16 protein-coding genes are annotated in these 23,708 nt (G+C 66.4%); 10 read left to right on the top strand and 6 right to left on the bottom strand.

Annotated features, from left to right (window positions below; all coding sequences use genetic code 11):
- Positions 1 to 33: 33 nt before the first annotated feature.
- Positions 34 to 1,698 (bottom strand): Na/Pi cotransporter family protein, encoded by a 1,665-nt coding sequence (locus AC1DYS_RS28680; RefSeq protein ID WP_477904945.1) that lies wholly within the window; start codon positions 1,696 to 1,698, stop codon positions 34 to 36.
- Positions 1,699 to 1,800: 102 nt separating this feature from the next.
- On the opposite strand from AC1DYS_RS28680, the gene AC1DYS_RS28675 reads away from it, so the two are divergent.
- The 10 genes from AC1DYS_RS28675 (at position 1,801) to ntrC (ending at position 12,175) form a co-directional block, all read left to right on the top strand.
- Positions 1,801 to 2,613 carry a TIGR00266 family protein gene (locus AC1DYS_RS28675; RefSeq protein WP_477904944.1) on the top strand — a complete coding sequence of 271 codons (813 nt, stop codon included), beginning with the start codon at positions 1,801 to 1,803 and terminating at the stop codon, positions 2,611 to 2,613.
- A 97-nt stretch (positions 2,614 to 2,710) separates the two neighbouring features.
- A complete protein-coding gene (locus AC1DYS_RS28670; RefSeq protein WP_477905006.1) occupies positions 2,711 to 3,685 on the top strand; it encodes a YncE family protein in 975 nt (324 codons plus the stop codon).
- A complete protein-coding gene (locus tag AC1DYS_RS28665) occupies positions 3,669 to 4,445 on the top strand; it encodes a polysaccharide deacetylase family protein (RefSeq protein ID WP_477904943.1) in 777 nt (258 codons plus the stop codon). Before AC1DYS_RS28670 ends, AC1DYS_RS28665 begins: the two co-directional genes overlap by 17 nt.
- Positions 4,446 to 4,452: 7 nt before the next feature.
- Entirely contained in the window at positions 4,453 to 5,442 is a 990-nt protein-coding gene (locus AC1DYS_RS28660; RefSeq protein ID WP_477904942.1) for a sterol desaturase family protein, read from the top strand.
- A gap of 48 nt (positions 5,443 to 5,490) precedes the next feature.
- Complete coding sequence (locus tag AC1DYS_RS28655; protein ID WP_477904941.1) at positions 5,491 to 6,351, top strand: EI24 domain-containing protein; 861 nt, start codon at positions 5,491 to 5,493, stop codon at positions 6,349 to 6,351.
- A gap of 9 nt (positions 6,352 to 6,360) precedes the next feature.
- The gene (locus AC1DYS_RS28650; protein WP_477904940.1) at positions 6,361 to 7,185 is read left to right on the top strand and encodes a competence/damage-inducible protein A; all 825 of its coding nucleotides are present in this window, start codon (positions 6,361 to 6,363) and stop codon (positions 7,183 to 7,185) included.
- 240 nt (positions 7,186 to 7,425) lie between these two features.
- Positions 7,426 to 8,841 carry a type I glutamate--ammonia ligase gene (gene glnA, locus AC1DYS_RS28645; protein WP_047483832.1) on the top strand — a complete coding sequence of 472 codons (1,416 nt, stop codon included), beginning with the start codon at positions 7,426 to 7,428 and terminating at the stop codon, positions 8,839 to 8,841.
- Positions 8,842 to 9,010: 169 nt separating this feature from the next.
- Positions 9,011 to 9,514, top strand: coding sequence for a hypothetical protein (locus tag AC1DYS_RS28640; RefSeq protein ID WP_052197091.1), 504 nt, complete (start codon positions 9,011 to 9,013; stop codon positions 9,512 to 9,514).
- Positions 9,515 to 9,588: 74 nt separating this feature from the next.
- The gene (gene glnL / locus AC1DYS_RS28635; protein ID WP_477905005.1) at positions 9,589 to 10,611 is read left to right on the top strand and encodes a nitrogen regulation protein NR(II); all 1,023 of its coding nucleotides are present in this window, start codon (positions 9,589 to 9,591) and stop codon (positions 10,609 to 10,611) included.
- A 40-nt stretch (positions 10,612 to 10,651) separates the two neighbouring features.
- Complete coding sequence (ntrC, locus tag AC1DYS_RS28630; RefSeq protein WP_477904939.1) at positions 10,652 to 12,175, top strand: nitrogen regulation protein NR(I); 1,524 nt, start codon at positions 10,652 to 10,654, stop codon at positions 12,173 to 12,175.
- Positions 12,176 to 12,385: 210 nt separating this feature from the next.
- On the opposite strand, the gene AC1DYS_RS28625 is transcribed toward ntrC, so the two are convergent.
- The 5 genes from AC1DYS_RS28625 to AC1DYS_RS28605 all read right to left on the bottom strand — a co-directional run bounded on the left by AC1DYS_RS28625 (position 12,386) and on the right by AC1DYS_RS28605 (position 23,708).
- Positions 12,386 to 13,591 (bottom strand): AI-2E family transporter, encoded by a 1,206-nt coding sequence (locus AC1DYS_RS28625; protein ID WP_477904938.1) that lies wholly within the window; start codon positions 13,589 to 13,591, stop codon positions 12,386 to 12,388.
- 64 nt (positions 13,592 to 13,655) lie between these two features.
- Positions 13,656 to 13,889 carry a CsbD family protein gene (locus AC1DYS_RS28620; RefSeq protein WP_477904937.1) on the bottom strand — a complete coding sequence of 78 codons (234 nt, stop codon included), beginning with the start codon at positions 13,887 to 13,889 and terminating at the stop codon, positions 13,656 to 13,658.
- Positions 13,890 to 13,929: 40 nt separating this feature from the next.
- Positions 13,930 to 14,244 (bottom strand): BON domain-containing protein, encoded by a 315-nt coding sequence (locus AC1DYS_RS28615; RefSeq protein WP_477904936.1) that lies wholly within the window; start codon positions 14,242 to 14,244, stop codon positions 13,930 to 13,932.
- An 89-nt stretch (positions 14,245 to 14,333) separates the two neighbouring features.
- Positions 14,334 to 14,867, bottom strand: coding sequence for a ferritin-like domain-containing protein (locus tag AC1DYS_RS28610; RefSeq protein WP_477905004.1), 534 nt, complete (start codon positions 14,865 to 14,867; stop codon positions 14,334 to 14,336).
- A 180-nt stretch (positions 14,868 to 15,047) separates the two neighbouring features.
- Positions 15,048 to 23,708 carry a glycoside hydrolase family 94 protein gene (locus AC1DYS_RS28605; RefSeq protein ID WP_477904935.1) on the bottom strand — a complete coding sequence of 2,887 codons (8,661 nt, stop codon included), beginning with the start codon at positions 23,706 to 23,708 and terminating at the stop codon, positions 15,048 to 15,050.

The following is a 23,708-nucleotide window of genomic DNA, read 5'->3' as shown; positions in this document are numbered from 1 at the left end:
GCGCGATGGCAGCAACTTGGCAGGTAGTGCGCTTCAGCGTTCGTCCGGCAACGCCGCCAGGCGCGACTCGCGGATTCGTGTCTTCGACAGCGCGCCAGCCGATTCGAGAATAGGGTACGCGATCGAGCAGATGTGCGAGTTGATCCGCTTGAGGTCGCTGATCAGGTCGATGTGCAACGAGCTGGTCTCGATGCTCTGCGCGGTGTTGCCTTGCAGGCGCGCGATGTGTGAGGCCGCGTACTCGTGTTCCAGGTCACGAAAGCGCGCTTTCTCTTCGAGCAGCTTCTGTGCGTCGCGCACATGGCCGTCGAGGAAGACGCTCATGCCCAGGCGCAGGTTGGCGAGCAGGCGCTCGTGCAGGTGCACGATCTCGGCCATGCCGGCGTCGGAGAAGCTGCGGTTCTTGCGCACCTTCTTGTCTTCGACGTCTTGCAGCACGCGTTCGATGATGTCGCCGATCTGCTCCATGTTGATGGTGAAGGACACGATGTCGGTCCAGCGGCGGCTCTCGCGCTCCGAGAGGGCCTCGTGCGAGATTTGCGTCAGGTAGAACTTGATCGCGGAATAGAGCTCGTCGACGGTGTCGTCGAGCTCGCGCAGTTGCTGGGCGAGGTCGAGGTCGTTGTTGCGGATGACCGGCAGCACGCCGCGCAGCATGGTCTCGACCACATCGGCCTGGTGCAGCGCTTCGCGCGCGGCGCAGCTGATGGCGAGCGACGGCGTGCCGAGCGCTGATGGGTCGAGGTGACGAGGGCGCGTGCCTGGGCCCTCGCGCGAGGCCACCAGCCAGCGGTCCATGGTGCGGCCGACCAGCTCGATGAAGCCGATGAACAACACGGCACGTGCCACGTTGAACAGCAGGTGGAAGAGAACGACCTGCTGGTGCACCGTGGGTGCGAGCTGCTGCAACGCGATGTGGATCTGCCCCATCCACGGCACGGCCAGCAAGGCGCCGGCGATCTTCAGCAACAGGTTGCCCAGCGGTGCGCGACGCTGCTGCGGCGTCATGCTGCCGTTGGCGACGAGAGCCAGCACGCCGCTGCCGATGTTGGCGCCCAGCACCAGGCCCAGCGCCACCGGCACCGTGACCAAACCCGAAGCGACGAGGGTGGCTGTCAGCAGCACGATGGCCAGGCTGGAATACGACAGGACCGTGAGCACGGCGCCGACCACGATGTTCAGCATCACCTCGTTCGGCAAGGACACCAGCAGGTTGCGCACGGCCGGCGATTCGGTCAGCGGCCGCGTGGCGCTCACGATGAGCTGCAGCGCCAGCGTGATGAGGCCCAAGCCGATCAGCACGCGGCCGACACGGCCCGACACGCTGTTCTGGCGCGACAGGAACATCACCACGCCGACGAAGATCAACAGCGGTGACAACCACGACAGGTCGAAGGAGAACACCACCGCCATCAGAGCGGTGCCGACGTCTGCCCCCAGCAGCACGGCGAGCGCCGGGCCGGTCGTAACCAGGCCCTTGCCGACGAACGAGGTGACCAGCAGGCTGGTGGCGGTGCTCGATTGCACGAGCCCCGTCACCCCCAACCCCGCCAGCACCGCGCTGAGCCGGTTGCTGAAGCTGCGGGACAGCACCTGCCGCAGGTTTTCGCCGAAGACCCTGAGCATGCCGGCACGCACGATGTGCGTTCCCCAGACGAGCAGGGAGATCGCAGCGAGCAGGTTCAGCAGGTGTTGCATGCGTCCGAGTCTATCGCCCGCTTGGCATTCTTGCGGGGCGGGCCGGTGTCAGAATTGCCCCGAGCGCGCAGGGCGCGATTCCGCAACACAGGAGAAATCATCGTGGCAATGGATGTGGTGGACTTCGAGATCAAGGGCTCGGAGATGCAGTTCGTCGAGGTCGAGCTCGACCCGGGCGAGGCTGCGGTGGGCGAGGCCGGCAGCATGATGTTCATGGACGCCGGCATTGGCATGGACACCGTCTTCGGTGACGGGTCGCAGAGCCAGGGCGGCCTCTTCGGCAAGCTGCTGGGTGCGGGCAAGCGGCTGATCACCGGCGAGTCGCTCTTCACCACCGTCTATACCAATCAGAGCGCGACCAAGCTGCGCGTGGCGTTTGCGGCACCATACCCTGGCAAGATCTTGCCGATGGACTTGCGCCAGCTGGGCGGCATGCTGATCTGCCAGAAAGACGCCTTCCTGTGCGCAGCCAAGGGTGTCTCGCTGGGCATTCATTTCCAGCAGAAGATGTCGACCGGCTTCTTCGGCGGCGAAGGCTTCGTGATGCAGAAGCTCGAAGGCGACGGGCTGGCCTTTGTGCACGCGGGCGGTACCGTCTTGCGGCGTGAACTCAAGCCCGGTCAGGTGCTGTTCATCGACACGGGATGCCTCGTGGCCTACACGCCCAGCGTCAATTTCGAAGTGCAGTACGTCGGCAAGATCAAGACGGCGCTGTTCGGGGGAGAAGGGCTGTTCTTCGCCAAGGTCACCGGCCCCGGCACGGTGTGGCTGCAGAGCCTGCCGTTCTCGCGCCTGGCATCGCGCGTGTTCGCTGCGGCCCCCCAGCGCGGCGGCAGCCGGGAAGAGGGTTCGGTGCTCGGCGGCTTCGGCGCGGGCGGGCTGCTCGGCGGCATCCTCGGGGGCGACGACGAATAGCGGGTCGAATAGCCCTTTATCGGGGTGGCCTGCTGCTGCCGGCCACCTACACTAGCGGTTTGATTTGTCGGTGTTCGCCTTGAAGTTCTCTGCTTGTCTGGCCTTGCTGGCCGCCGTTGTGTGTTCGTCGGTGCTTGCCGCGGACAAACCTGCGAACCCGATCTTCGTGCTCAATTCGCTCGATGCGTCGATCAGCGTGATCGACCCGGTGAGCTTCACCGAGCTGCGGCGCATCCCCACGGGCAAGGAGCCGCACCATTTGTACCTCTCGCCCGACGAGAAGTCGCTGATCGTTGCCAATGCGCTGAGCGACTCGCTCACGCTCATCGACCCCAAGACGGCCGAGGTGCAGCGCACGATCACCAAGATCAGCGACCCGTACCACCTGCGCTTCTCTCCCGACATGAAGTGGTTCGTCACGGCGGCCAATCGGCTTGACCATGTCGACATCTACCGCTGGGAGCCCGAGGACGCAGCCATGCCGATGAAGCTCGCTGGCCGTGTGCGTGCGGCGCGCACGCCCAGCCACCTGTCGATCGACAGCAAGAGCACCACGGTCTACGCCTCCATGCAAGACAGCGACGAGCTGATGGCCATCGACCTCGCCACGCAGAAGCCGCGCTGGAAGATCTCCATCGGCAAGCTGCCGGCCGACGTGTTCCTCACCGCCGACGATCGGCTGCTGCTGGTCGGGCTCACCGGCGACGAGTACGTGGAGGTGTATGACGTGAGCCAGGCAACGCCCAAGCTCGTCAAGCGCATCCAGACCGGGGCCGGTGCCCATGCGTTTCGCGGCCGCGGCGACGGGCGGCACGTGTTCGTCAGCAACCGTGTGGCCAACACCATCAGCATGATCGACACACAGTCGCTCTCCGTGGTGGCCACCTATGCGGCACCGGGTGGCCCCGATTGCATCGACATGCTGGCCGACGGCAAGACCTTGATGTTCACGTCTCGCTGGGCACGCAAGCTCACGTTCATCGACATCGACAAGAAGCAGGTCGTGCGCCAGGTGGCCGTGGGTCGCTCGCCGCATGGCGTGTGGACGCTCGACCATGCAGCCCGCCAGTAAGCTGCCGCTCCTTGCACTGCTGGCTGCGTCACTGATCTGCGGCCAGGCGCGGGCGGGTTGCGAGAAGCCGGTCTACCTCACGCTCGATACCGGCCACATGGGCGTGGCCCCGCTGGTGGCCGATGTGCTCAAGCGCCAGCACGTCCTCGCCACCTTCTTTCTGGCAAACGAGAAGACGCTGAGCAACGGCAGCAGCCTCGACGACGAATGGGCTCCATGGTGGAAGGCGAGGGCAGCCGAAGGCCATGCGTTCGGCTCGCATACCTACGACCACGTGTACTGGACGGCGGACGTGGCGGGCGGTTTTCGCATCAAGCCGAGTGCAGGCCCCGCCAACGGGCAGGTGCAGACCTGGAGCCCTGCGCAGTACTGCGCCGAACTCCAGCGGTCGGCCGATCGATTCCAGGCCATGACAGGCCAGCCGATGTCGCATCTGTTCCGCGCGCCGGGTGGCAAGACCTCCCCCAAGCTGCTGGCTGCGGCCAAGGCCTGTGGGTGGACGCATGTGCCATGGAGTGCGGCTGGCTTTCTGGGCGACGAGTTGTCGAGCAGCAGCCACCCGAACGCAAAACTGCTGCAGCGAGCCCTGCGCGACATTCGAAGTGGCGACGTTCTTTTGGCGCACCTCGGCATCTGGTCGCGCCAGGACCCGTGGGCACCCGCTGTGCTGGAGCCTCTGATCGTCGGCCTCAAGGAGCGCGGCTTTTGCTTCGCCACGCTGCGCGATCACCCGGCTTACCGCGATAGCGCCAAGCCCTGAGGCCGCCATGCTCGACAGCGCACTGAATTTCTTCACCGACACCTTCGGTCAGGTGCAGCAGATGCTGTTCGAAGCTGTGGTGCAGCCGCTGGCTTTCAAGCTGGGCCTTGGCAACGTCGTCGAAGACGCGTTCGATGCCACCGGGTGGCTGCTCGTCGGCGTGCTGGAGTTGCTGGTGCTGCTCCTCGTCTTTCGCACGCTGGAGCGTTGGCGGCCAGTGGAGCCGCTCGCCGACCGCGGCGCGGTGCGCGTCGATGTGCTCTACACCTTGCTGCATCGCCTCGGCCTGTTCCGGCTCGTGCTCTTCTTCTCGATCGACCCGGTGTGGGACGAGTTGTTCGGCACGATGCGTTTGCATGGCCTGCCGACCTGGCAGCTCGATGAATGGCTTGCCCCCTGGTGGCCGAGCGTCACCGACACCGCCTGGTTCAGCTTTCTCGCCTACCTGCTGGTCTTCGACTTCATCGACTACTGGCTGCACCGCGGCCAGCATGGCCTGCGCTGGTGGTGGGGCTTGCATTCGCTGCACCACAGCCAGCGGCAGATGACGATGTGGAGCGACAACCGCAACCACCTGCTCGACGACCTGATCCGAGACAGCGTCATGGTGCTCGCCGCTCGCTTCATCGGTATCGCTCCGGGGCAGTTCATCGCCGTGGTGGCCTGCACGCAGCTGCTCGAAAGCCTGTCACATGCCAACGTGCGGATGTGGTTCGGCCCGGTGCTCGAACGCGTGCTCGTCAGCCCGCGATACCACCGACTGCATCACAGCATCGGCCTCGGGCACGAATCGCTAGGCCGCGGCACGCTCGGCGGCCACAACTTCGCGGTGCTGTTCCCGCTCTGGGACGTGTTGTTCCGCACCGCCAACTTCGAGCAGCGCTACGATCCCACCGGAATTCGCGACCAGTTGCCTGAGGAAGGCGGGCGAGACTATGGCCGTGGCTTCTGGGCTCAGCAGTGGCTGGGGTTGCGGCGCGTCTTCGGGCGAAGTTGAGCGGCAGGGCGAAGTGCGTCACGTATCCTCGCCGCCATGATGAAGCCCATGTTCGATTCGGCGTGGCGCGCAGCGGCCTACTGTGCCCATCCTCGCGTCATTTTTCTCTCGCTGTTGCCCTTGATCCTGATGGTGGGGCTGGCCTTCGGGCTCAGCTACTTCTTCTGGGAACCCGCGATGGACGCGGTGCGCGACTCATTCGAGTCGTGGGACCTGCTCAGTGCCCTGTTCACGTGGCTGAACAACATCGGCATGGGTGGGCTCAAGGCGGTGTTGGCGCCCATGGTCGTGGTCTTCCTGGCGACGCCGGTGCTGGTGGTCCTGTCGCTGCTGTCGGTGGCCTTGCTAATGGCTCCTGCGATGCTGAAGCTTGTCGCAAGGCGACGCTTTCCCATGCTGGAGGAGCGGCATGGCGGGTCTGTCGCCGGCAGCCTGTTCGTCAGCTTCACCGCCACGGTGATCGCGCTCCTGGCCCTGGTGGTCTCGGTGCCGTTCTGGTTGATCCCGCCGGTGGTGCTGGTGGTGCCGCCGCTGATCTGGGGCTGGCTGACCTACCGCGTGATGAGCTACGACATGCTGGCCGACCATGCGAGCAAGGAAGAACGACGCGAACTGATCCGTCGTCACCGCGCAAGCCTGCTGGTCATCGGCGTGCTGACCGGCTACCTTGGCGCTGCGCCCTCTCTGCTGTGGGTGTCGGGTGCGATGTTCATTGCGCTTGCGCCGGTGCTGGTGCCCATCGCCATCTGGATCTACACCCTGGTCTTCGCGTTTTCGGCACTGTGGTTTGCGCACTATGCATTGGCCGCGCTCGCGCTGATGCGTGCTGAGCAAGCAGCTGCCGCCGTGTTGACGCCGCCTGTGGCGGCGAACGAGGCTGAGCCCGTGTTGCCCCTGCCGCCCCTGTAAGGAGATTGGATGAACTTCGGCCTGATCATCATTGGCGACGAGATCCTTTCCGGAAAACGCGAAGACAAGCACCTGCCGAAGGTGATCAGCCTTCTCGGTGCGCGGGGTCTGCCGCTGAGCTGGGCCCGCTACGTCGGCGACGACCCCGACCGCATCACCGCCGACTTGAAAGACGCGTTCGCCGCTGCCCGAGAGAACGGCGATGTAGTCTTCTCCTGCGGCGGCATCGGCGCCACGCCAGATGACCACACCCGCCAGTGCGCTGCGCGCGCGCTCGGCGTGCCGATGGCGCTGCACCCGCAGGCGCGAGACCTGATCTACGAGCGCATGCGCGACACGGCCGCCGAACAAGGCAAGCCTTACGAGCCCGAGCGGAGCGACAACCAGCATCGGCTCAACATGGGCGTGTTCCCGCAGGGCGCCGAGATCATTCCCAACCCCTACAACAAGATCGCCGGCTTCTCGATGCGCTTCGAATCCGGTGGCGGTGTGTACTTCGTGCCCGGCTTCCCTGTGATGGCCTGGCCGATGATCGAATGGGTGCTCGATGAACAGTACGCCCACCTGCACCGTTCGCAGGGCCAGCGTGAGCAGTCGGTGATCGTCTTCGGCGCCATGGAGGCCACGCTCACGCCCTTAATGGAAAGCATCGAGACGGCGTTCGCGGGCATCAAGGTTTTCAGTCTGCCGAGCGTTGACCATCCGACATGGGGCCGGCACATCGAGCTGGGCGTCAAAGGCCAGGACCAGGAACAGATCGCCACCGCGTACCAGCAGATGTTGGCTGGCTTGCGAGCATTGGGCGCCCAATTGGGCCCCGAGATGGTGCGTTGAACGTCAGAGGGTGCGACCCGAATTGGTGCCTCTTCGGCACCGTGGGCGGGCGATTCAGGCGCACTTCACCCATGTCGCGCACCAAGAGCCCCGCTCAGCTGTGACGCCGCTTCCCCCAGCCTGTTGCGGGCATGCTTTCTGCTACATTCCTGTGCGCATTTTCGAGGCCGGACGAGGCTCGAAACGGCCGGCTCTACACCCCAATCCCACCCCAAAAAGCATCTCGCTAGGAGTCCCCTGATGGCCAAGACCGTTGCCGACGTGATGAAGATGGTGAAGGAAAACGAAGTCAAGTTCGTCGACTTCCGTTTTACCGACACCCGCGGCAAAGAGCAGCACGTATCCGTGCCTGTCTCCCACTTTGATGAAGACAAGTTCACGGGCGGTCACGCATTCGACGGCTCCTCGATCGCCGGCTGGAAGGGCATCGAAGCATCGGACATGCAGCTCATGCCCGACCCGAATACCGCCAACATCGACCCGTTCTTCGAAGAGCCCACGCTCATCCTGACCTGCGACGTGGTCGAGCCGGCTGACGGCAAGCCCTACGAGCGCGATCCGCGTTCGCTGGCCAAGCGCGCCGAGGCCTACATGAAGTCCACGGGCCTGGGCGACACCGCCTTCTTCGGTCCGGAACCCGAATTCTTCGTGTTCGACAGCGTTCGTTGGGGCAACGACATGTCGGGTTGCTTCTCGAAGATCGAATCCGAAGAAGCTGCCTGGAACACCGGCAAGGAATACGAGCACGGCAACTCCGGCTACCGCCCAAGCGTGAAGGGCGGCTACTTCCCGACGCCTCCGGTCGACAGCATGCAAGACATGCGCTCCGAGATGTGCCTGGTGCTCGAATCGCTGGGCATTCCCTGCGAAGTGCATCACCACGAAGTAGCCAACGCCGGCCAGATGGAAATCGGCACCAAGTTCAGCACGCTGCTGCAGCGCGCCGACTGGGTTCAGCTGCAGAAGTACGTGATCCAGAACGTCGCCCACGCCTACGGCAAGACCGCGACCTTCATGCCCAAGCCGATCGTTGGCGACAACGGCTCCGGCATGCACGTGCACCAGTCGGTCTGGAAAGACGGCAAGAACCTGTTCGCCGGTGACGGCTATGCAGGCCTGTCGGAATTCGCCCTGTTCTACATCGGCGGTGTGATCAAGCACGCCAAGGCGCTGAACGCCATCACCAACCCCGGTACGAACTCGTACAAGCGTCTGGTGCCGGGCTTTGAAGCACCAGTGAAGCTGGCGTATTCGTCGAAGAACCGCTCGGCTTCGATCCGCATCCCGCACGTTGCGAACCCCAAGGGCCGCCGCGTCGAGACGCGTTTCCCCGATCCTCTGATGAACCCGTACCTCGGCTTCTCGGCCCTGCTGATGGCAGGCCTCGACGGCGTGGAAAACAAGATCCATCCGGGCGAAGCCGCCACGAAGGACCTGTACCACCTGCCGCCGGAAGAAGACGCGAAGATCCCGACCGTCTGCCACAGCCTGGACCAGGCGCTCGAATGCCTCGACAAGGACCGCGCCTTCCTGACCAAGGGCGGCGTGTTCACTGACGCGTACATCGACGCCTACATCGACCTCAAGATGCAGGAGGTCACCCGCTTCCGCATGGCCACTCACCCGGTCGAGTTCGACATGTACTACACGCTCTGAACCCGACAGGGTTTTGGAGTGTCAAAGGGACGGCGATGCCGTCCCTTTTTCGTTTGCAGGCCTTGTACAGGCTGCTTCTTGGGGGTGTTCGGGCAATCGGACACAATCCCGGGCAAAGCCCCTGTCACCCGGCGCGCTGGTGCCCGCGTTACAGAGGCAGAGGTGAAACATGACTTCAGTGCGAATCAAGAAATGCCTGCTGCTGTTGGCGGCGCTCGTTGCCCTTCCGGCCTGGGCACAGGGCGCGGACAAGCCCGTGTACCGCTGCCCGGGCAACCCGGTGCTCTACACAGACACGCTGTCGGCCAAAGAAGCCAAGGACAAAGGCTGCCGCACGCTCGAAGGCGCACCGATCACGGTGATCCAGTCCGTCAAGCCGCGCGGCGGGACGCCAGTGCCCAGCTCGCGTGGCAGTGAAGGCTCCCGGGTCGAAGCCAGCGAGCAGAAGGCACGCGATACCGACGCTCGCCGCATTCTCGAGAGCGAGTTGAAGAAGGAAGAGGACGCGTTGGCCGCCCTGCAAAAGGAATACAACGCCGGCCAGCCCGATCGCAACGGCGACGAGAAGAACTACCAGAAGTACCTGGACCGGGTCGCGGAGATGAAGGCCAGCATCGCCCGCAAGGAAAGCGACGTTGCCGCTCTGAAGCGCGAACTCGGCAAACTGCAGTGACGGCAGCCGGCCCCCGGCCAGCGCATCCCGCTGGGCAACTGCTGACGTTCCAGGCCTTCGACCACCTCGCAACCATGGTGGCCGTGGTGCATCGCGAAGGCCATTGCCTGTTTGCCAATGCGGCGTTCGAGCATGTGCTCGGGCTGTCGAGGCGCAGCGTGCTGCGCGGCTCGCTGTTCGATTGGTTTGTCGACGTGACGGTCGTCCGCGACACCGTGGCGGCCGTGGCACGCAACGATTTCGCCACCAGCCGCTTCGAAGCTCTCTTGCGCCGGCCGGCCTCGGTCCACAGCGAGCCGCTGCCGGTGCATGTGATCGTCAACCAGATGGATCGCGGCGACCAGGTTGTGGTCGAGCTGGTCGAGATCGAACAGCAAACCCGCCAGGACCGCGAAGAACGCGCGCTCGGCCAGGCCCAGGCCAACAAGGAGCTGATTCGCAATCTCGCCCACGAAATCAAGAACCCGCTGGGCGGCATTCGCGGTGCGGCGCAGCTGCTCGAGATGGAAGTCGAGTCACGCGCGCTCACTGAATACACCCAGGTCATCATCCAGGAGGCCGATCGCCTGCAGGCTCTGGTGGACCGGCTGCTGGCACCGCACCGCAAGCCCCATGTGGTGAGCGACGTGAACATCCACGAGGTGTGCGAGCGCGTCCGCTCGTTGATCCTGGCGGAGTTCCCGCGCGGTCTGACTGTGCAGCGCGACTACGACATCTCGATCCCTGACTTTCGCGGTGACCGGGAGCAGCTGATCCAGGCCGTGCTCAACATCGCGCACAACGCGGCGCAGGCGCTGGCCGAGCGCATCCAGAAAGGCGACGCCAGCATCACCTTGCGCACCCGCATTGCACGGCAGGTGACCCTGGGCAAGCAGCGCTATCGACTGGCACTGGAATTGCATATTGAAGACAACGGCCCGGGTATCCCGGAGTCGATTCGAGATCGCATCTTTTACCCGTTGGTATCCGGGCGCRATGGCGGGTCGGGCTTGGGGCTCACATTGGCGCAGACGTTCGTGCAGCAACACCAGGGCGTGATCGAATGCGTGAGTGAACCGGGCCAGACCATTTTCAAGATCGTGATACCGCTGCCCTGAGCCAAAAGCAAGGGTCCAGCGGCCCAACCACAGGCAGGGCATGAAACCCATCTGGATCGTTGACGACGACCAATCCATCCGATTCGTGTTGGAGAAGGCCCTGGCGCGTGAGGACCTCGCGGTCCGCAGCTTTACCAACGCACGCGACGTACTCGCTGCACTCGAAGACGATGTGCCTCAGGTGCTCGTGTCCGACATCCGCATGCCGGGCGGCTCCGGCATCGAGCTGCTGACCAAGGTCAAGGAGCGCCAGCCCGGGCTCCCCGTCATCATCATGACGGCCTATTCCGACCTCGACAGCGCCGTCAGCGCCTTCCAAGGCGGTGCCTTCGAATACCTGCCCAAGCCCTTCGACGTGCCCAAGGCCGTTGAACTCATTCGTCGCGCGGTGGACGAGAGCATGCGCGAAGAAGTGCGTGACGAGCGCATCGCGCAGATGCCCGAAATGCTCGGCCAAGCGCCGGCCATGCAGGACGTGTTTCGCGCCATCGGCCGCCTGAGCCAGAGCATCGTCACCGTGCTGATCACCGGCGAGTCAGGGTCGGGCAAAGAGCTCGTGGCGCACGCGCTGCACAAGCACAGCCCGCGTGCGGCGGGTCCGTTCGTCGCGATCAACACGGCGGCCATTCCGAAAGACCTGCTCGAGTCCGAACTCTTCGGCCATGAGCGTGGTGCTTTCACGGGCGCACAGACCACGCGCCGCGGGCGCTTCGAGCAGGCCGATGGCGGCACCCTGTTCCTCGACGAAATCGGCGACATGCCTTTCGATCTGCAGACGCGCCTGCTGCGTGTGCTGAGCGACGGCCAGTTCTACCGCGTCGGCGGCCACAACCCGCTGCGCAGCAACGTGCGGGTCATCGCTGCCACCCACCAGAATCTCGAAGAGCGCGTCAAGCTCGGCGCTTTCCGCGAAGACTTGTTCCACCGCCTCAACGTGATTCGGCTTCGCTTGCCGGCGCTGCGTGAGCGGCGTGAAGACGTGCCGTCGTTGGCCCGCTTCTTCCTGCAGAAGAGCGCCAAGGAACTCGGCGTCGAAGCCAAGCGCATCACCGAGGCCGCCTTGGCGCGGCTGATGCAGTTCGACTTCCCAGGCAATGTGCGCCAGCTCGAAAACATCTGCCACTGGTTGACCGTGATGGCGCCGGCGCAGGTGATCGAACCCAAAGACCTGCCACCCGAATTGCTCGGTGATGCGCCGCCCTCACGCAGCGTGGCTGCGCCGGTCGCAGTGGCGATGGACGCTGCGGAGCCTGTCCCCGTGGCTGCAGCAGCGGCTCCGGTGGCGTGGGCAGCAGCACCGGCGGCGCCTGTGATGGCGCAGCCCGCCGTCGAAGCGGTTGCCGCCAATCCCAACTGGCTGCTCGACCTCGAGCGCGAGTCGCGCAGCATGCTGCAGGCCGGCATTCCGGAGGTGTGGGACACGCTCACCCGCAAGTTCGAAGCGCAGCTGATCCACACCGCGCTCGAGATCACCCGCGGGCGTCGCATCGAGGCCGCGCAGAAGCTGGGCATCGGGCGCAACACCATCACGCGGAAAATCCAAGAGCTTGGTTTGGATGATTGAGCATCCCAGTCGCTGACGCTCCTGCCCCCGGGGGCTGAGCCCGGACACATCTTGTCCGGCGGACAAGATGTGCCTGGCGAAGGGCTGGGCCCACGGCCCAGCGCGGCCTGCAAGGCCCGCCTTGCGGCCCGGCAGAGCCGGTTCCGCGGGCGTTGCTTGATGTGTACTTCGCCTTGCTCGTACGGGCTTGCGCCGAACTCTTCTGCTTATTTAGCCTTGCATTAGTTTTGCGAGGCGAACGCCGGATCGGGTGTGTTCGGCGACCACCTTGAGCAGCACCACCAGCGCAGGCCCGAGGAAGAGGCCCCAGACGCCCCACAGTGCGCCCCAGAAGACGAGGCCGATGAAGACAGCCGCGGCGTTCATCTTGGCGGCGCGGCCTTGCAGCCAGGCGGCCACCATGGTGCCGATGACGGTGGACATGGTGACGAGGAACGCGGCCATGGCCAGTGCTGCGCCGAGTGTGCCGTGGGCCAGGAAGGTTTCGCCTGCACCGAGCCCGGTGAGCAATGCCATGCCGAGGTAGGGCACCACGTGCAACACGGCGGCGGTCACGCCCCAGCCCACTGCGTCGGGCAGTCCGGCGAGCGAGAACACCACACACACCGAGGCGCCGATCAGCGTGTTGGTGATCAACAGCACGCCGGCGTAGATGCGGATCTGCCGAGCGCTTTCGAGCAATGCGCTTTGCGCGCGTGCGTGAACTTCGGGGTGATGGCCCCACAAGCCCAGGAAGCGCTCGCTCAGCTGACGGCCCCCGAGCAGCACGAAGAATGCGATGAAGAAGATGATGCTGAGGTTGCTCGCAAAGGCGATGAGCGCGCTCGAGCCTGTGACCGCCGTTTCGCGCAGCGCTACTGTTGCACCGGCGGTGATGTTGTTGTTGGGGGCCGCGCTCGATGCGGCCGCAGCGACCGGCGCTGCCCGGCGCCGTGTCGTGGGCGGCTTGGCAGCCATCACGCGGTCGGCGGCTCGGTCGAGTTCCTGCAACGCATCGCGTGCACGCATCAGCACCGAATCGGTGGCGGGGTCGCGGTCGGCCAGCTGCTGTGCCGCCATGCTGATCATCTCGGGCGTTCGCTCGGCCACGCGGATCAGCTGACCGCCAAAGGCCGCGGCGCCGGCCACCAGCGTGCCCATCACCAGCGTGAGGGTCAGTACCGTGGCGGCCGCTCGGCTGTGCAGCTTGTGTTCGAGCCACACCGACAAGGGCGTTACCAGCATCACCAGCATCAAGCCCGCGGTCAGCGGAATCAGGAAACGCTGCCCCCACCACAGCATGGCGATGATCGCCATCGTGGCCATGAGGTTGGTGGCTGCGCTGGCACGCTCCCTGGGCGGTAAAGGGTCCTCCAGTACCGGCGGGATGCCGGGTTCTTCGGTGCTGCTGCTGTTGTCGTCGTCTGGTGCGGTCATGAAGCGGTCGTAAAAAACCCCGGCGTTCGCATGCGAACCCGGGGTCTGGATGGTAAGGCGCGGCTCAAGCGTGGTGCTTGTCTTTCTTGAACCAGGACTCGCTTGCCGAGCGTTGCCATTCGACGACCTGTCGTTCAGCTTCTTCCCGGGTCACGCCGTAGCGTTCCTGGATTTTGCTGGCGAGCCGTTCGCGGTGGCCGTTCACGCTGTGGCAGTCATCGGTCGTCAGAAGATCCCACTTATCCCTGACGTGGGAGGCAATCTGCCTCCACCGACTTTGAATGCGATCCCAGTGCATGGTCGCCGCTCCTTTCCCTTTAGCTTCGCCGAATCGCCAGTTACTGGCGGACAGCGATCTCGTTCTTCACCGCCTTCACGCCGTTGACCTTCCAGGCCAGTTCTTCGGCCGTGGTCTTTTCGGTGCCGTTCTTGGCAAAGCCCGACAGCATCACGGTGCCGTTCAGCGTTTCGACGCGGATGCTGCTGGCATCGACTTGCTTGTTGTCGACGTAGCGCGCCTTCACGGCGGTGGTGATCGCGGCGTCATCGACATAGGCGCCCACGGTTTCCTGCTTGCGCGTCACGGCGCAGCCGGTGGTGGCGAGCAGGGCGGCGGCCGTCACGGCGGCGATGAGTGTGTTGCGGATGATCATGGTGTGCTCCTATCGGGTTGCGAAGTTGTTGTACGTGCGGGTGGTTCCGTGCTGCCCACCACCCGATGGGCTCAAGAATCGTTGTCGCTTCAGCCCAGCCAGTCCGAAAGTTCTTCGGCGTGCTCCTGCTCCTGGCTGAGGATGTCTTCGAGCAAGCGGCGGGTCGTGCTGTCCTTGTCGCCGATCATCGCGATGATCTGGCTGTAGGCCTCGATGGCCACACGCTCGGCGATCAGGTTGGCCTTGATCATGGCCGTCAGGTCTTCCGACTCGTCGTAGTCGGCATGGCTGCGCTGGGTCAGCGTGTCGGGTGTGAAGTCGGGCTTGCCGCCCAGCTGCACGATGCGCTTGGCCAGCCGATCGGCGTGTGCCGCTTCTTCGTTGGCATGCACCAGAAATTCGTCGGCGATCTTCGGCGACGACAGACCCACCGCGGTGAAGTGATGGCGCTTGTAGCGCAGCACGCACACCAGCTCGGTCGCAAGCGAATCGTTCAGCAGCTTCACGATGTCTGCGCGCCATGGGCCGTAGCTCGGCGTGAGTGCTGCGTTGTCGAGGCTGTGCTTGGCTGCGTCGAGGGCAGCTTCATCGAGTTGCATCGGCGCATGGCCGGCGATCGACATCTGTTTCACGTTGCTTTCTTCTTGGTTGCCCATGATTGGATTTCCTTGGCTGTGAGTGGCTCAGGACCGCTTGAAAGGCGTCTGGTATTCGATACCGAGACTTTATGAATCCCTCACCTCGCGGGCCATCGGCGCCTGGCCCCTGAACGTGTAGGACGGCACCGCAGCCTGCTGTGAGCTTCAGGTGTGCAACGCCGCCTGCGGGGTCGGGGCTGCGGCGGGTTCGCCGATCAGCGGCACGACGAAGCAGGTGTCGCCCGCAAGTTCGCGCCATGCGAGCGCTTCGCCGGGTTGCAGCAGCCGTGCTTGCAGAGAGGCAGTGGCTTCGAGTGCTGCCCGCGCAGTGGCACGGATCAGGATGAAGCGCATCGTGCGCCCATCGCGCCGCAGCGTGAGCTCGGCCTGCGGCCAGTGTGACGGCAGGCAAGGCGAGAAGCTCAGTTCGTGCGCGCCCTGGCGCAGCCCGAGGATGGAGCCGATCGCTGCCCGGTGCAGCCACGCCGCCGCCCCGGTGTACCAGCTCCAGCCGCCGCGGCCGACGTAGGGCGCCTGCGTGTACACGTCACCCGCCATCACATACGGTTCGATGGCGTAAGCCGGGCCGCGCGTCGGGTGCTTGCTGCGGTGCGCCGGGCTCAGGTAGGTGAAGTAGCGGTACGCCAAATCGCCCGCCTCGCGCGGGCTGATCTGGGCGTTGGGCGAAGAAGCCAGCTCGGCCTGCGCCATCAGCGCCCACACGCCGGCGTGCGAGTACTGGCCACCGTTCTCACGCACGCCTGGCGGGTAAGCCTGGATGTAGCCCGCGCTCGGCTCGGCATGCGCGAGCGGCGGGTCGAGCAGCTTGATCAGGCCAGCGTCGTGGTCCACCAGGTGCTCTTCGACGGCGCTCATCGCCATGCGCTGCATCGCGATCGGTGTGCTCTTCGACAGCACGCTCCACGCTTGCGCGATCAGGTCGATGCGACCCTCGGGGTTGACGTGCGAGCCAAGCGGTTCCCCACCATCGAAGAAGGCGCGCTTGAACCATTGGCCGTCCCATGCGCTGCCGTTGAGTGCTGCGCGCCAACCGGCGGCGGCATCTTCCCAGCGCGAGGCACGCGGCTCGTCGCCACGGGCCCGTGCGATCGGTGCGAAGTCGGCTGCCAGCTGGCACAAGAACCAGCCCAGCCACACCGATTCGCCACGGCCTTCGTGGCCGACGCGGTTCATGCCGTCGTTCCAGTCGCCGGTGCCCATCAGCGGCAGGCCGTGGGCGCCCACGCGCAGGCTGCGGTCGATGGCACGCGCGGCGTGCTCGTAGACGGTCGCGTCGCGCACGCTGACGCTGGGCGTGTAGTACGCGTCTTCGGCCCCTTCGGGAATGCCGGCGCCTTCGAGGAAGGGCACACGCTCGTCGAGCAGTGTGGTGTCGTCTGTCGCGCGCAGGTAGTGCACGCAGGCGTGCGCCAGCCACAGAAGGTCGTCGGAGAAATGCGTGCGCACACCAGCGCCGGTGGGCGCATGCCACCAGTGCTGCACGTCGCCTTCAGCGAACTGCCGCGACGCGCCGAGCACGATCTGCTCGCGCAGCATCTGAGGCGCGGCCCAGGCGAGCGCCATCGCGTCTTGCAGCTGATCGCGGAAACCCGTGGCACCGCCGGCCTGGTAGAAGCCGGCCTTGGCCCACATGCGGCAGGTGACCGTCTGGTACAGCAGCCAGCGGTTCACCATCGCGTCGAACAAGGGGTCGGGTGTCTCCACCGTGGTGGCATCGAGCAGCTCGTCCCAGCGCTCGCGCGCTTGCTCGATGCGTTTCACCGCGGGCGTGGTGGCCGCCAGCGCCGCGAGTTGCCGTGCGGCGTCGGGCGTGTCGGCATAACCCAGCAGGAACACGCGCTCCACCGACTCGCCGGCCTCCAGCGTGATGCGGGTCGACAGCGCAGCGCAGGGGTCCAGCCCCGCGCCCTGCTGTTTGCCGAAGTGATCGGGCAGCACCAGCCGGCCGCGTGCGTCGAAGCACTCGCGGCGGTCGCAGGTCCAGTCTTCGGCTTCGTCGGCGGCGCCGGCCAGGCCGAGAAACGCCGTGCCGTCGCCATAGCCCGCCGCGCGGTCGCACTGCGTGCTGAGCAGCGCAGTGAGCTTCCGGTCGGGCAGGCGCTGGCGGTAGAGCGCGGTGTGCACGGTGCTGCGGTCGGCGCGGTTGGCGCCCATCATCCATTCGGCGATGCCGACGGCGCGCAGCTGCAGCGTGCGGTGCCCCCGGTTGACGAGATGCAGACGCACCTGCTTGACCGAAGTCTGCGTGTCGACGCACCACGACGCGGTGACTTCCACGTCGCCGTGGCGATGGCGTATGACGCTGTAGCCCTGGCCGTGCGAGATGCGGTAGCTTGCGCGCGTATCGCCCCAGGCCGAAGGCGTCACGCTCCACACCTCCAGCGTCTTGCGGTCCTGCAGCAGGAACCACTCGGACGGCGGGTCGGCCACCGGGTCGTTCGACCACGCGGTGAGCTGGTTCAGGCGGCTGTTCACGGCCCAGGTGTAGCCCCCGCCCGCTTCCGAAATCTGCCCACCGAAACGCGGGTTCGACAGCACGTTGATCCACGGCCGTGGTGGCCGCACATGGCCGCCGGTGTCGAAACGGAACTCGCCCGACGCCGGCGAGAACTCGCCCGTGGCCGCTGGAACGGGCGCCGAGAGCGCGGGCGCCATCGGCACGGTGGTGGTCGAGGTGGCGTGCCGTTCCTCGAAGGCCTGCTCGTGCAGCGTGCTCCATTCCTGCACGTGGTGCACCAGCGGCCGGCCGTCGGCGCGAAGGCGAATGCGGGCGAGGCAACGCAGGGTGCTCAGCTCTTCGGCCGATACCTCATCGGCGCGCAGCAGGTGGAAGCCTGCACTGGACGGGCCCGATTGCCCGCCGCTCTCGGCCAGGTAGCGCTCGCGCAGCGCGGCGATCTCGCGCTGCAGCGCCATCAGGTACGAGGCCGGCTCCGAATTGATGACGACCAGGTCGCAGCCGATGCTGCCCCACGACCACACCCGCAGCGCCTGCGACAGCGAGCGCAGCAAGCCGAGCGATTGCGCCACGCCGGCCGAGACCAGCACGATCGGCTTGTCGCCCGAGATGCCGAAGCGCCACAGCAGACGCCGATCACACACCTCGGGCGCTGCGCCCTCGGGCCGCGGCGAGCCGGTTTGCGGCCGCGTGAGGCACTGCACCAGCGCGGTGGTCAGCGTCTGCGTCGCCGCGAAGTTCTCTGCGCTGAGTGCCAGCGTGCGCAGGCGAATGCCCGTCAAGGTGGCCGACATCAACGAGGCGCGGTGGATGTGGCTCGCCTGGCGGTACTTGTCGATCACCGCGCGCAGCGTGGCGCCGGAGTCGGAGGCGGTGGTCGCAAAGGTCAGCTGCGCCTTGGCGTTGCCGGCGATGCGCAGCGTCACCGACATCGCGCAGATGGGGTCGAGCCCGGTGTCGAGCGTCGCGCTGCCGTCGGCCGACGGGGCGGGTGGTTCGTCGAACGAAGCCATCGGCCGTGTCGCGCCCTGGTTGCGGCCCCACCAGCGCAGGCGGTCCGTCTGCACGCGAATGCCGGTGACCTGCGGGTCGGTCTCCGCAAGAAAATGCGCCGCCTGCAGACCTTGCTCGGTGGCCAGGCGCGGCTTGCGCTCGAACAGCAACGCTTGCTGCGCGGCCAGCCATTCCGCGCGGATGAAGAGGTTCGAGAAGGCCGGGTGGGCCTCGTCGGCGCGTGGGTCTGCGAGCGTTACCTCGAAGGCCGAGATCAGCTCGATCTCGATCGATTCGTCGCTGAGGTTGCGCAGCTCGATCTGGCGGAATTCGATGTCGTCTTCCGGGCTGACCCACACCGTGGTGTGCGCCTGCAGACCTGGCCAGGCCGCGTCGAAGCACACCCGGTCGGCGTGGAAGATGCTCCTGTACGTGGCGGCCGCATCGGGCGCCGGGTGCTGGGTGATCGACACCGGCTGCTGCACGGCGCTGCCTCGCTCGCCGCCGCGGTCCCAGCGCACGTAGAAGAAGCTGCCTTGAGCATCGCGCAACGCATCGTCGCGCGAGCGCGTGATGCCGGTGGCGCCGCGGCGGCTCCAGCCGGCACCGTTGGATCGCAGCGTGACGCTGTAGCGGCCGTTCGACAGCACATGCGTCGGCTCGGTGGCCGACACGCCCGGATCGATGTCGCGCAGCAGCGCCGGCCCGCGGCGCTGCATGGCTTGCGGTGGCGGGCCGGCAGGCGGCGCATAGAGCATCGACACCTCGCGCGGCGCCCGCTCGTGCAGCAGCGAAGCCACGGCCTCGACGTGCGGATTGGCCATGCCCCAGCACTGCGCCTGGCCCTTCAACAGCACGTTGGCCAGCGAGACGATGCTCATGCCCTGGTGGTGGGCCATGAAGGTGCTGACCGGCGCGTACGCTTCGCCGCTCGCCAAGCGGGCCGGCGTGAAGTCGAGCGCTTCGATGAAGCCGTAGCGTGCACGCGCCGCCATCGATTGCATGACGGCGAAGTTGGCCGCAGCGCTGTGCGGTGCGATCTGTGCCGCCAACGCGGTGGCGTAGGGCGCGATCACTAGCTCGTCGGGCGGCGTGCGGCGCAAGGCGAGCCGGGGCACGCCCTGCGGCGAATACTGGTAGGCGAGCGTGTGGTCGCGTCCGGCGTAGGCCGACTCCGAGATGCCCCAGGGCACGGCGTGGGCCCTGGCAAACGAGATCTGCTCGCGGATGGATGCGTGGCCGGCGTTGCGCAGCACACTGCCGTGCGGCTCGTGCAGTACCAGCGTGGGCATCAGGTACTCGAACATCGAGCCCGACCACGAGCGCAGGCCGGCTTCGGTACCAACGGCATAGAACGGCCGGCCGAGCGAGGCCCAGTGCCGCACCGGCACGTCGCCCTTGGCAATGGCCAGCAGGCTGGTCAGGCGCGACTCGGAAGCCAGGAGGTCGTAGAAGCCGGCGTCGAGCTCCTGCTCGGCGACGCGGTAGCCGATGTGGAAGAGATGGCGCTTGCGGTGGTACAGGAAGCTGTAGTCCGCGCTCCAGGCCAGCTCTTCGAAAGCTGATGCGATGGCCTGCAGGCGATGCACGGTGTGCTCCGGCGTCGCCGCGGCTTGCAAGTCCCACAACGCCGAGCGCAGCGTTGCCAGGTGATCGGCCAGCCGCCACGCGAGTTCGTCGCGCCAGTTGGGCGAGGGCAGCGCGGACGGCGTGGCCGCGGTTTCAGGCAGCAGCGACACGAGTTCGTCCGACGCCTGGCGCAGCAGCAGCTCGAAATCGCCACCCTCGCGTTGCGCTTCGGCCAGCGGGTCGGGCAGGGCCAGCAGGCGCGACAGCGCCGCGCCGGCAGGCGGAGACGAGAACAGCTCGGGCACCTTGGCCAGCAGCGGTGCGAGCCGCTGCCGCGAGGCGCTCAACGCGCGTTCGGCCGAAGCCGTGTCGTGCGGCGCGTCTGCCAGCTCCAGGCAGGCCTGGGCCACGGCCAACAGGTGGCCGCTCAGGTTGCCGCTGTCCACCGTCGACACGTACATCGGCAACAGCGCTGCGCCGGTCTGCGTGTCGTACCAGTTGAGGAAGTGGCCTCGGTGGCGCTGCAGCGTGCGCAGCGTGCCGTGCGTGGCTTCCAGTCGCGTCAGCAGGTCTTGCGTGCCGATCCAGCCGAAGGCGCGTGCACAGGCTGTGCTCAGCAGGTAGAGGCCGATGTTGGTCGGCGAGGTGCGGTGCGCCACCATGTCGCTCGGCAGCGTCTGCAGGTTGTCGGGCGGCAGGTGGCGTTCGTCGGCATTCACGCAGCGCTCGAACAGACGCCAGGTGTCGCGCGCAATGCCTTCGAGGCGGGCCTGCTCGTCAGTCGACAGGCCGGCGTCTTCACGCGGCGGATGGGGCCGGCTGACCCAGCTGATCCACACCGGCGAAGCCGCCCACAGCAGGCACAGCGTGATCGTCAGTGCGGGGTAGGGCGTGCCCGCACCCAGCATGGCGGCGAGCAGCACCAGCGCTGTGATCGGAGTCGCCCAGTGCGCGCGGACCAGCGCAGCAAGATCTACCTTGGCCATGGCCTGCGCACTTGCGGCGGTCGTCCACTGCAGCAGGTTGCGCCGGCTCACGGCCATGCGGTAGAGCGAGCGGCCGATGGCGTCGGCCGCCATCAACGTGTGCTGCAGCAGCTGCGCCAGGTGCCACAACCCGGACAACACCGTTCTCGAAAAATCGCCCACCGCCTGCCAGTAGAAGTGGCGCTTGGCCACGTCGTCTCGGCTTGGAGAGAAACCGGCGACGGCGCCCATCAGCGGCCCGGCCGTGAACGCCGCCAGCACGAGTACCAGCGCGCCCCAGGGCGACATCACGCTGCTGCACAGCGTCAACACCAGCAAGGCCAGCGACGCGGGCGCCACCAGCGAGCGGCGCAGGTTGTCGAAAATCTTCCAGCGGTTGATCGCGCTCAGCGGGTACTGCCGCGGCTGCAGGAAGACCGGCAGCAACTGCCAGTCGCCGCGCATCCAGCGGTGAACGCGCGAGGCGGCCACGTCGGCATGGAAAGGTGCGTCTTCGATCAGCGTGATGTCGGTGACGGCGGCGCAGCGCGCCATCGAGCCTTCGAGCAGGTCGTGGCTCAGCACCAGGCCTTCGGGCAGGCGTGCATCGAGTACCGCATGCATGGCCTGCACGTCGAGCAGGCCCTTGCCGGTGTAGGTGCCTTCGCCGAAGACGTCTTGGTAGACCTCGGAGCTCGGCGTGCTGTAGGGGTCGATGCCGGGCTGGCCGGCGAACAGCCAGTGAAAGAGCGTGAAGTCGCGCGGAGCCGGCAAGGGCGTTGCGATGCGCGGCTGCAGGATGCCGTAGCCGCTGACGACGCGGCGCGCCTCGGCGTCGACCAGCGGCCGGTTGTGCGGGTGGGCGGCCACGCCCACCAGCTCGCGCAATCGGCCGGGCGGCAGCTGCGTGTCGCTGTCGAGCGTGACGATGTAGGGCGTGTGCTCGGCGATCTGCGACTCGAGGCCGAGGTCGAGAAACAAACCCGTCTTGCCGGTGGCCAGCACGGCCACCAGTTGCTCGATCTTGCCGCGCTTGCGCTCCCAGCCGATCCAGCGTTGCTCGGTGTCGCTGAAGCGGCGCTCGCGGTGCAGCAGGATGAAGCGTGGCGTTTCGCCCGGGCCGGCCGGGTAGCGGGTGTTGAGTGCGCGGATCTGTGCGACGGCCGTTGCGAGCAAGGCGTCATCGAGCGAGACACGCGGTGCGTCGGCATCGGCCCAGTCGCTCAGCAAGGCGAACTGGGCATGGCGCTCCGGGTTGGCGAGGTAATGCAGCAGCAGGCGGTGCGACATTTCGCGGATGGCCGCGTCGCTCGTCAGCATGGTCGGGATCACCACCATCACGCGGTGCTCGACCGGAATGCCCTCGCTCAGCGACAGGCGTGGCAGGTGGCCGGGCCGCACCGATTCGCTGATCAGCCGGTTGATCACCGCGACCACCGCCTCCGACGCAGGGAACACCATCAAGGCGGCTCCCAGCAGGCTCAGCCAAAGCGGCAGTTGGGAGCTGAGCGTTGGCGCGTGGCTCAACATCAGCCACGCCACGACGCCGAGTGCGATCAGCAGTGAGCCGAGGTAGAGCGGCAGCGCGAAGCGGCGTGCCGTGCCGAGGCACTTGCTGGTGGCCGCCTCGTGCAGGTCAAGTGCATTCAACAAGGCGGGGCGGCCCGGGCCTTCCAGCCAATGGCTGGCGACCGCGGCGGCTGGCTCATCGGCTTCGGCACCGTGCATCAGGTCGAGCAGCGACTGCGCGACCGCCACCTCGCTGCGGCTGCAGCGGCGCGCGAGCAGCTCGATGCCATGCAGCGTCTGGTCGCGCGTGGAGGCGTCCTCCGAAGCGAACACCGCCGAGGTCAGCATCAGGCGCATCAGCGGGCTGGTGTGGGCCACGATGTCGGGCCAGTCGGCGTCGCCAATGGTGCGCAACGAAGTGACCGCGTTGCTGACGCTCAGGTTGTCTGCGGCCTGGTCGGCGGCCTGCTGCGCGCGCAGTGTCGCCACGTCGGGCAGCTTGGCCTGCAGCCAGCTGAGGTAGCGCGCCCGGTCATCGGATTCGGGCGTGGTGCGGCTGTCTTGCAGCCGCAGCGCCATTTGGCCGAGGAAGGCCGGGCCGACCCCGCGCTGCTCGAGCAGGGCCAGCAATTCGTCGAGCGACTCGGTGCTGAAGCTGTCGATGCGGTCGCTGCACAGGTTGGCCAGCTCGCGTGCCGCCTTGTTCGCTGCCACGCGCTCAGCGAGCCGGCGCAGGCTCTCGATGAGCACCACGCGCAAGGTGGTGGGCAGCGCCCACATCTCGGCGAGGTTGAGTTCGCGTGTCTCCTGGTACGCGCCGAGGAAACGCTGCGCCAGTTCTTCGTCGAACGCGCCGTCGGTGTGGGCGACGAACGCCCAGGCGACGCCGTAGACGCGCGGCAGGCCGGCCAGCGGTTCGTCACGCAGCAACGGCAGCGTGCGGAAGTAGCTGCGCGGCAGGCCTTCGTGGATCTCCTTGAGCTGCGCCTCGATCAGGTGGAAGTTGTCGAGCAGCCATTCGGCCGCAGGGCTGATGTCGTAGCCGCTGCTCGCCTGCTGGCCGATGTACAGATGGGCTTCGCGAAGCGCGCGGATGTTGTTTCGCAAGCGCGGGAAGAAGGTGGCCGAACGCCAGCCGCCGCGTTCGGCACGGTGGGTCTCACCGAGGCTGCGGCCGTGCTGTGCAAAGCGTTCCGGGCCGAAGATCTCCGAGCGAACCGGCGCTTGCGCGGGCCCGCGTGTGCCGTCGAGTATGCGCAGCAATGCACCGCTCGCCTCGGGCACCAGACGTGCCAGCGCGGCTTGTGCCAT

The organism is Rhizobacter sp. P2_G4 (genome assembly GCF_056403575.1).
The sequence above is the reverse complement of the archived record's forward strand: the minus strand, read 5'-3'. Positions and strand labels throughout refer to the sequence as shown.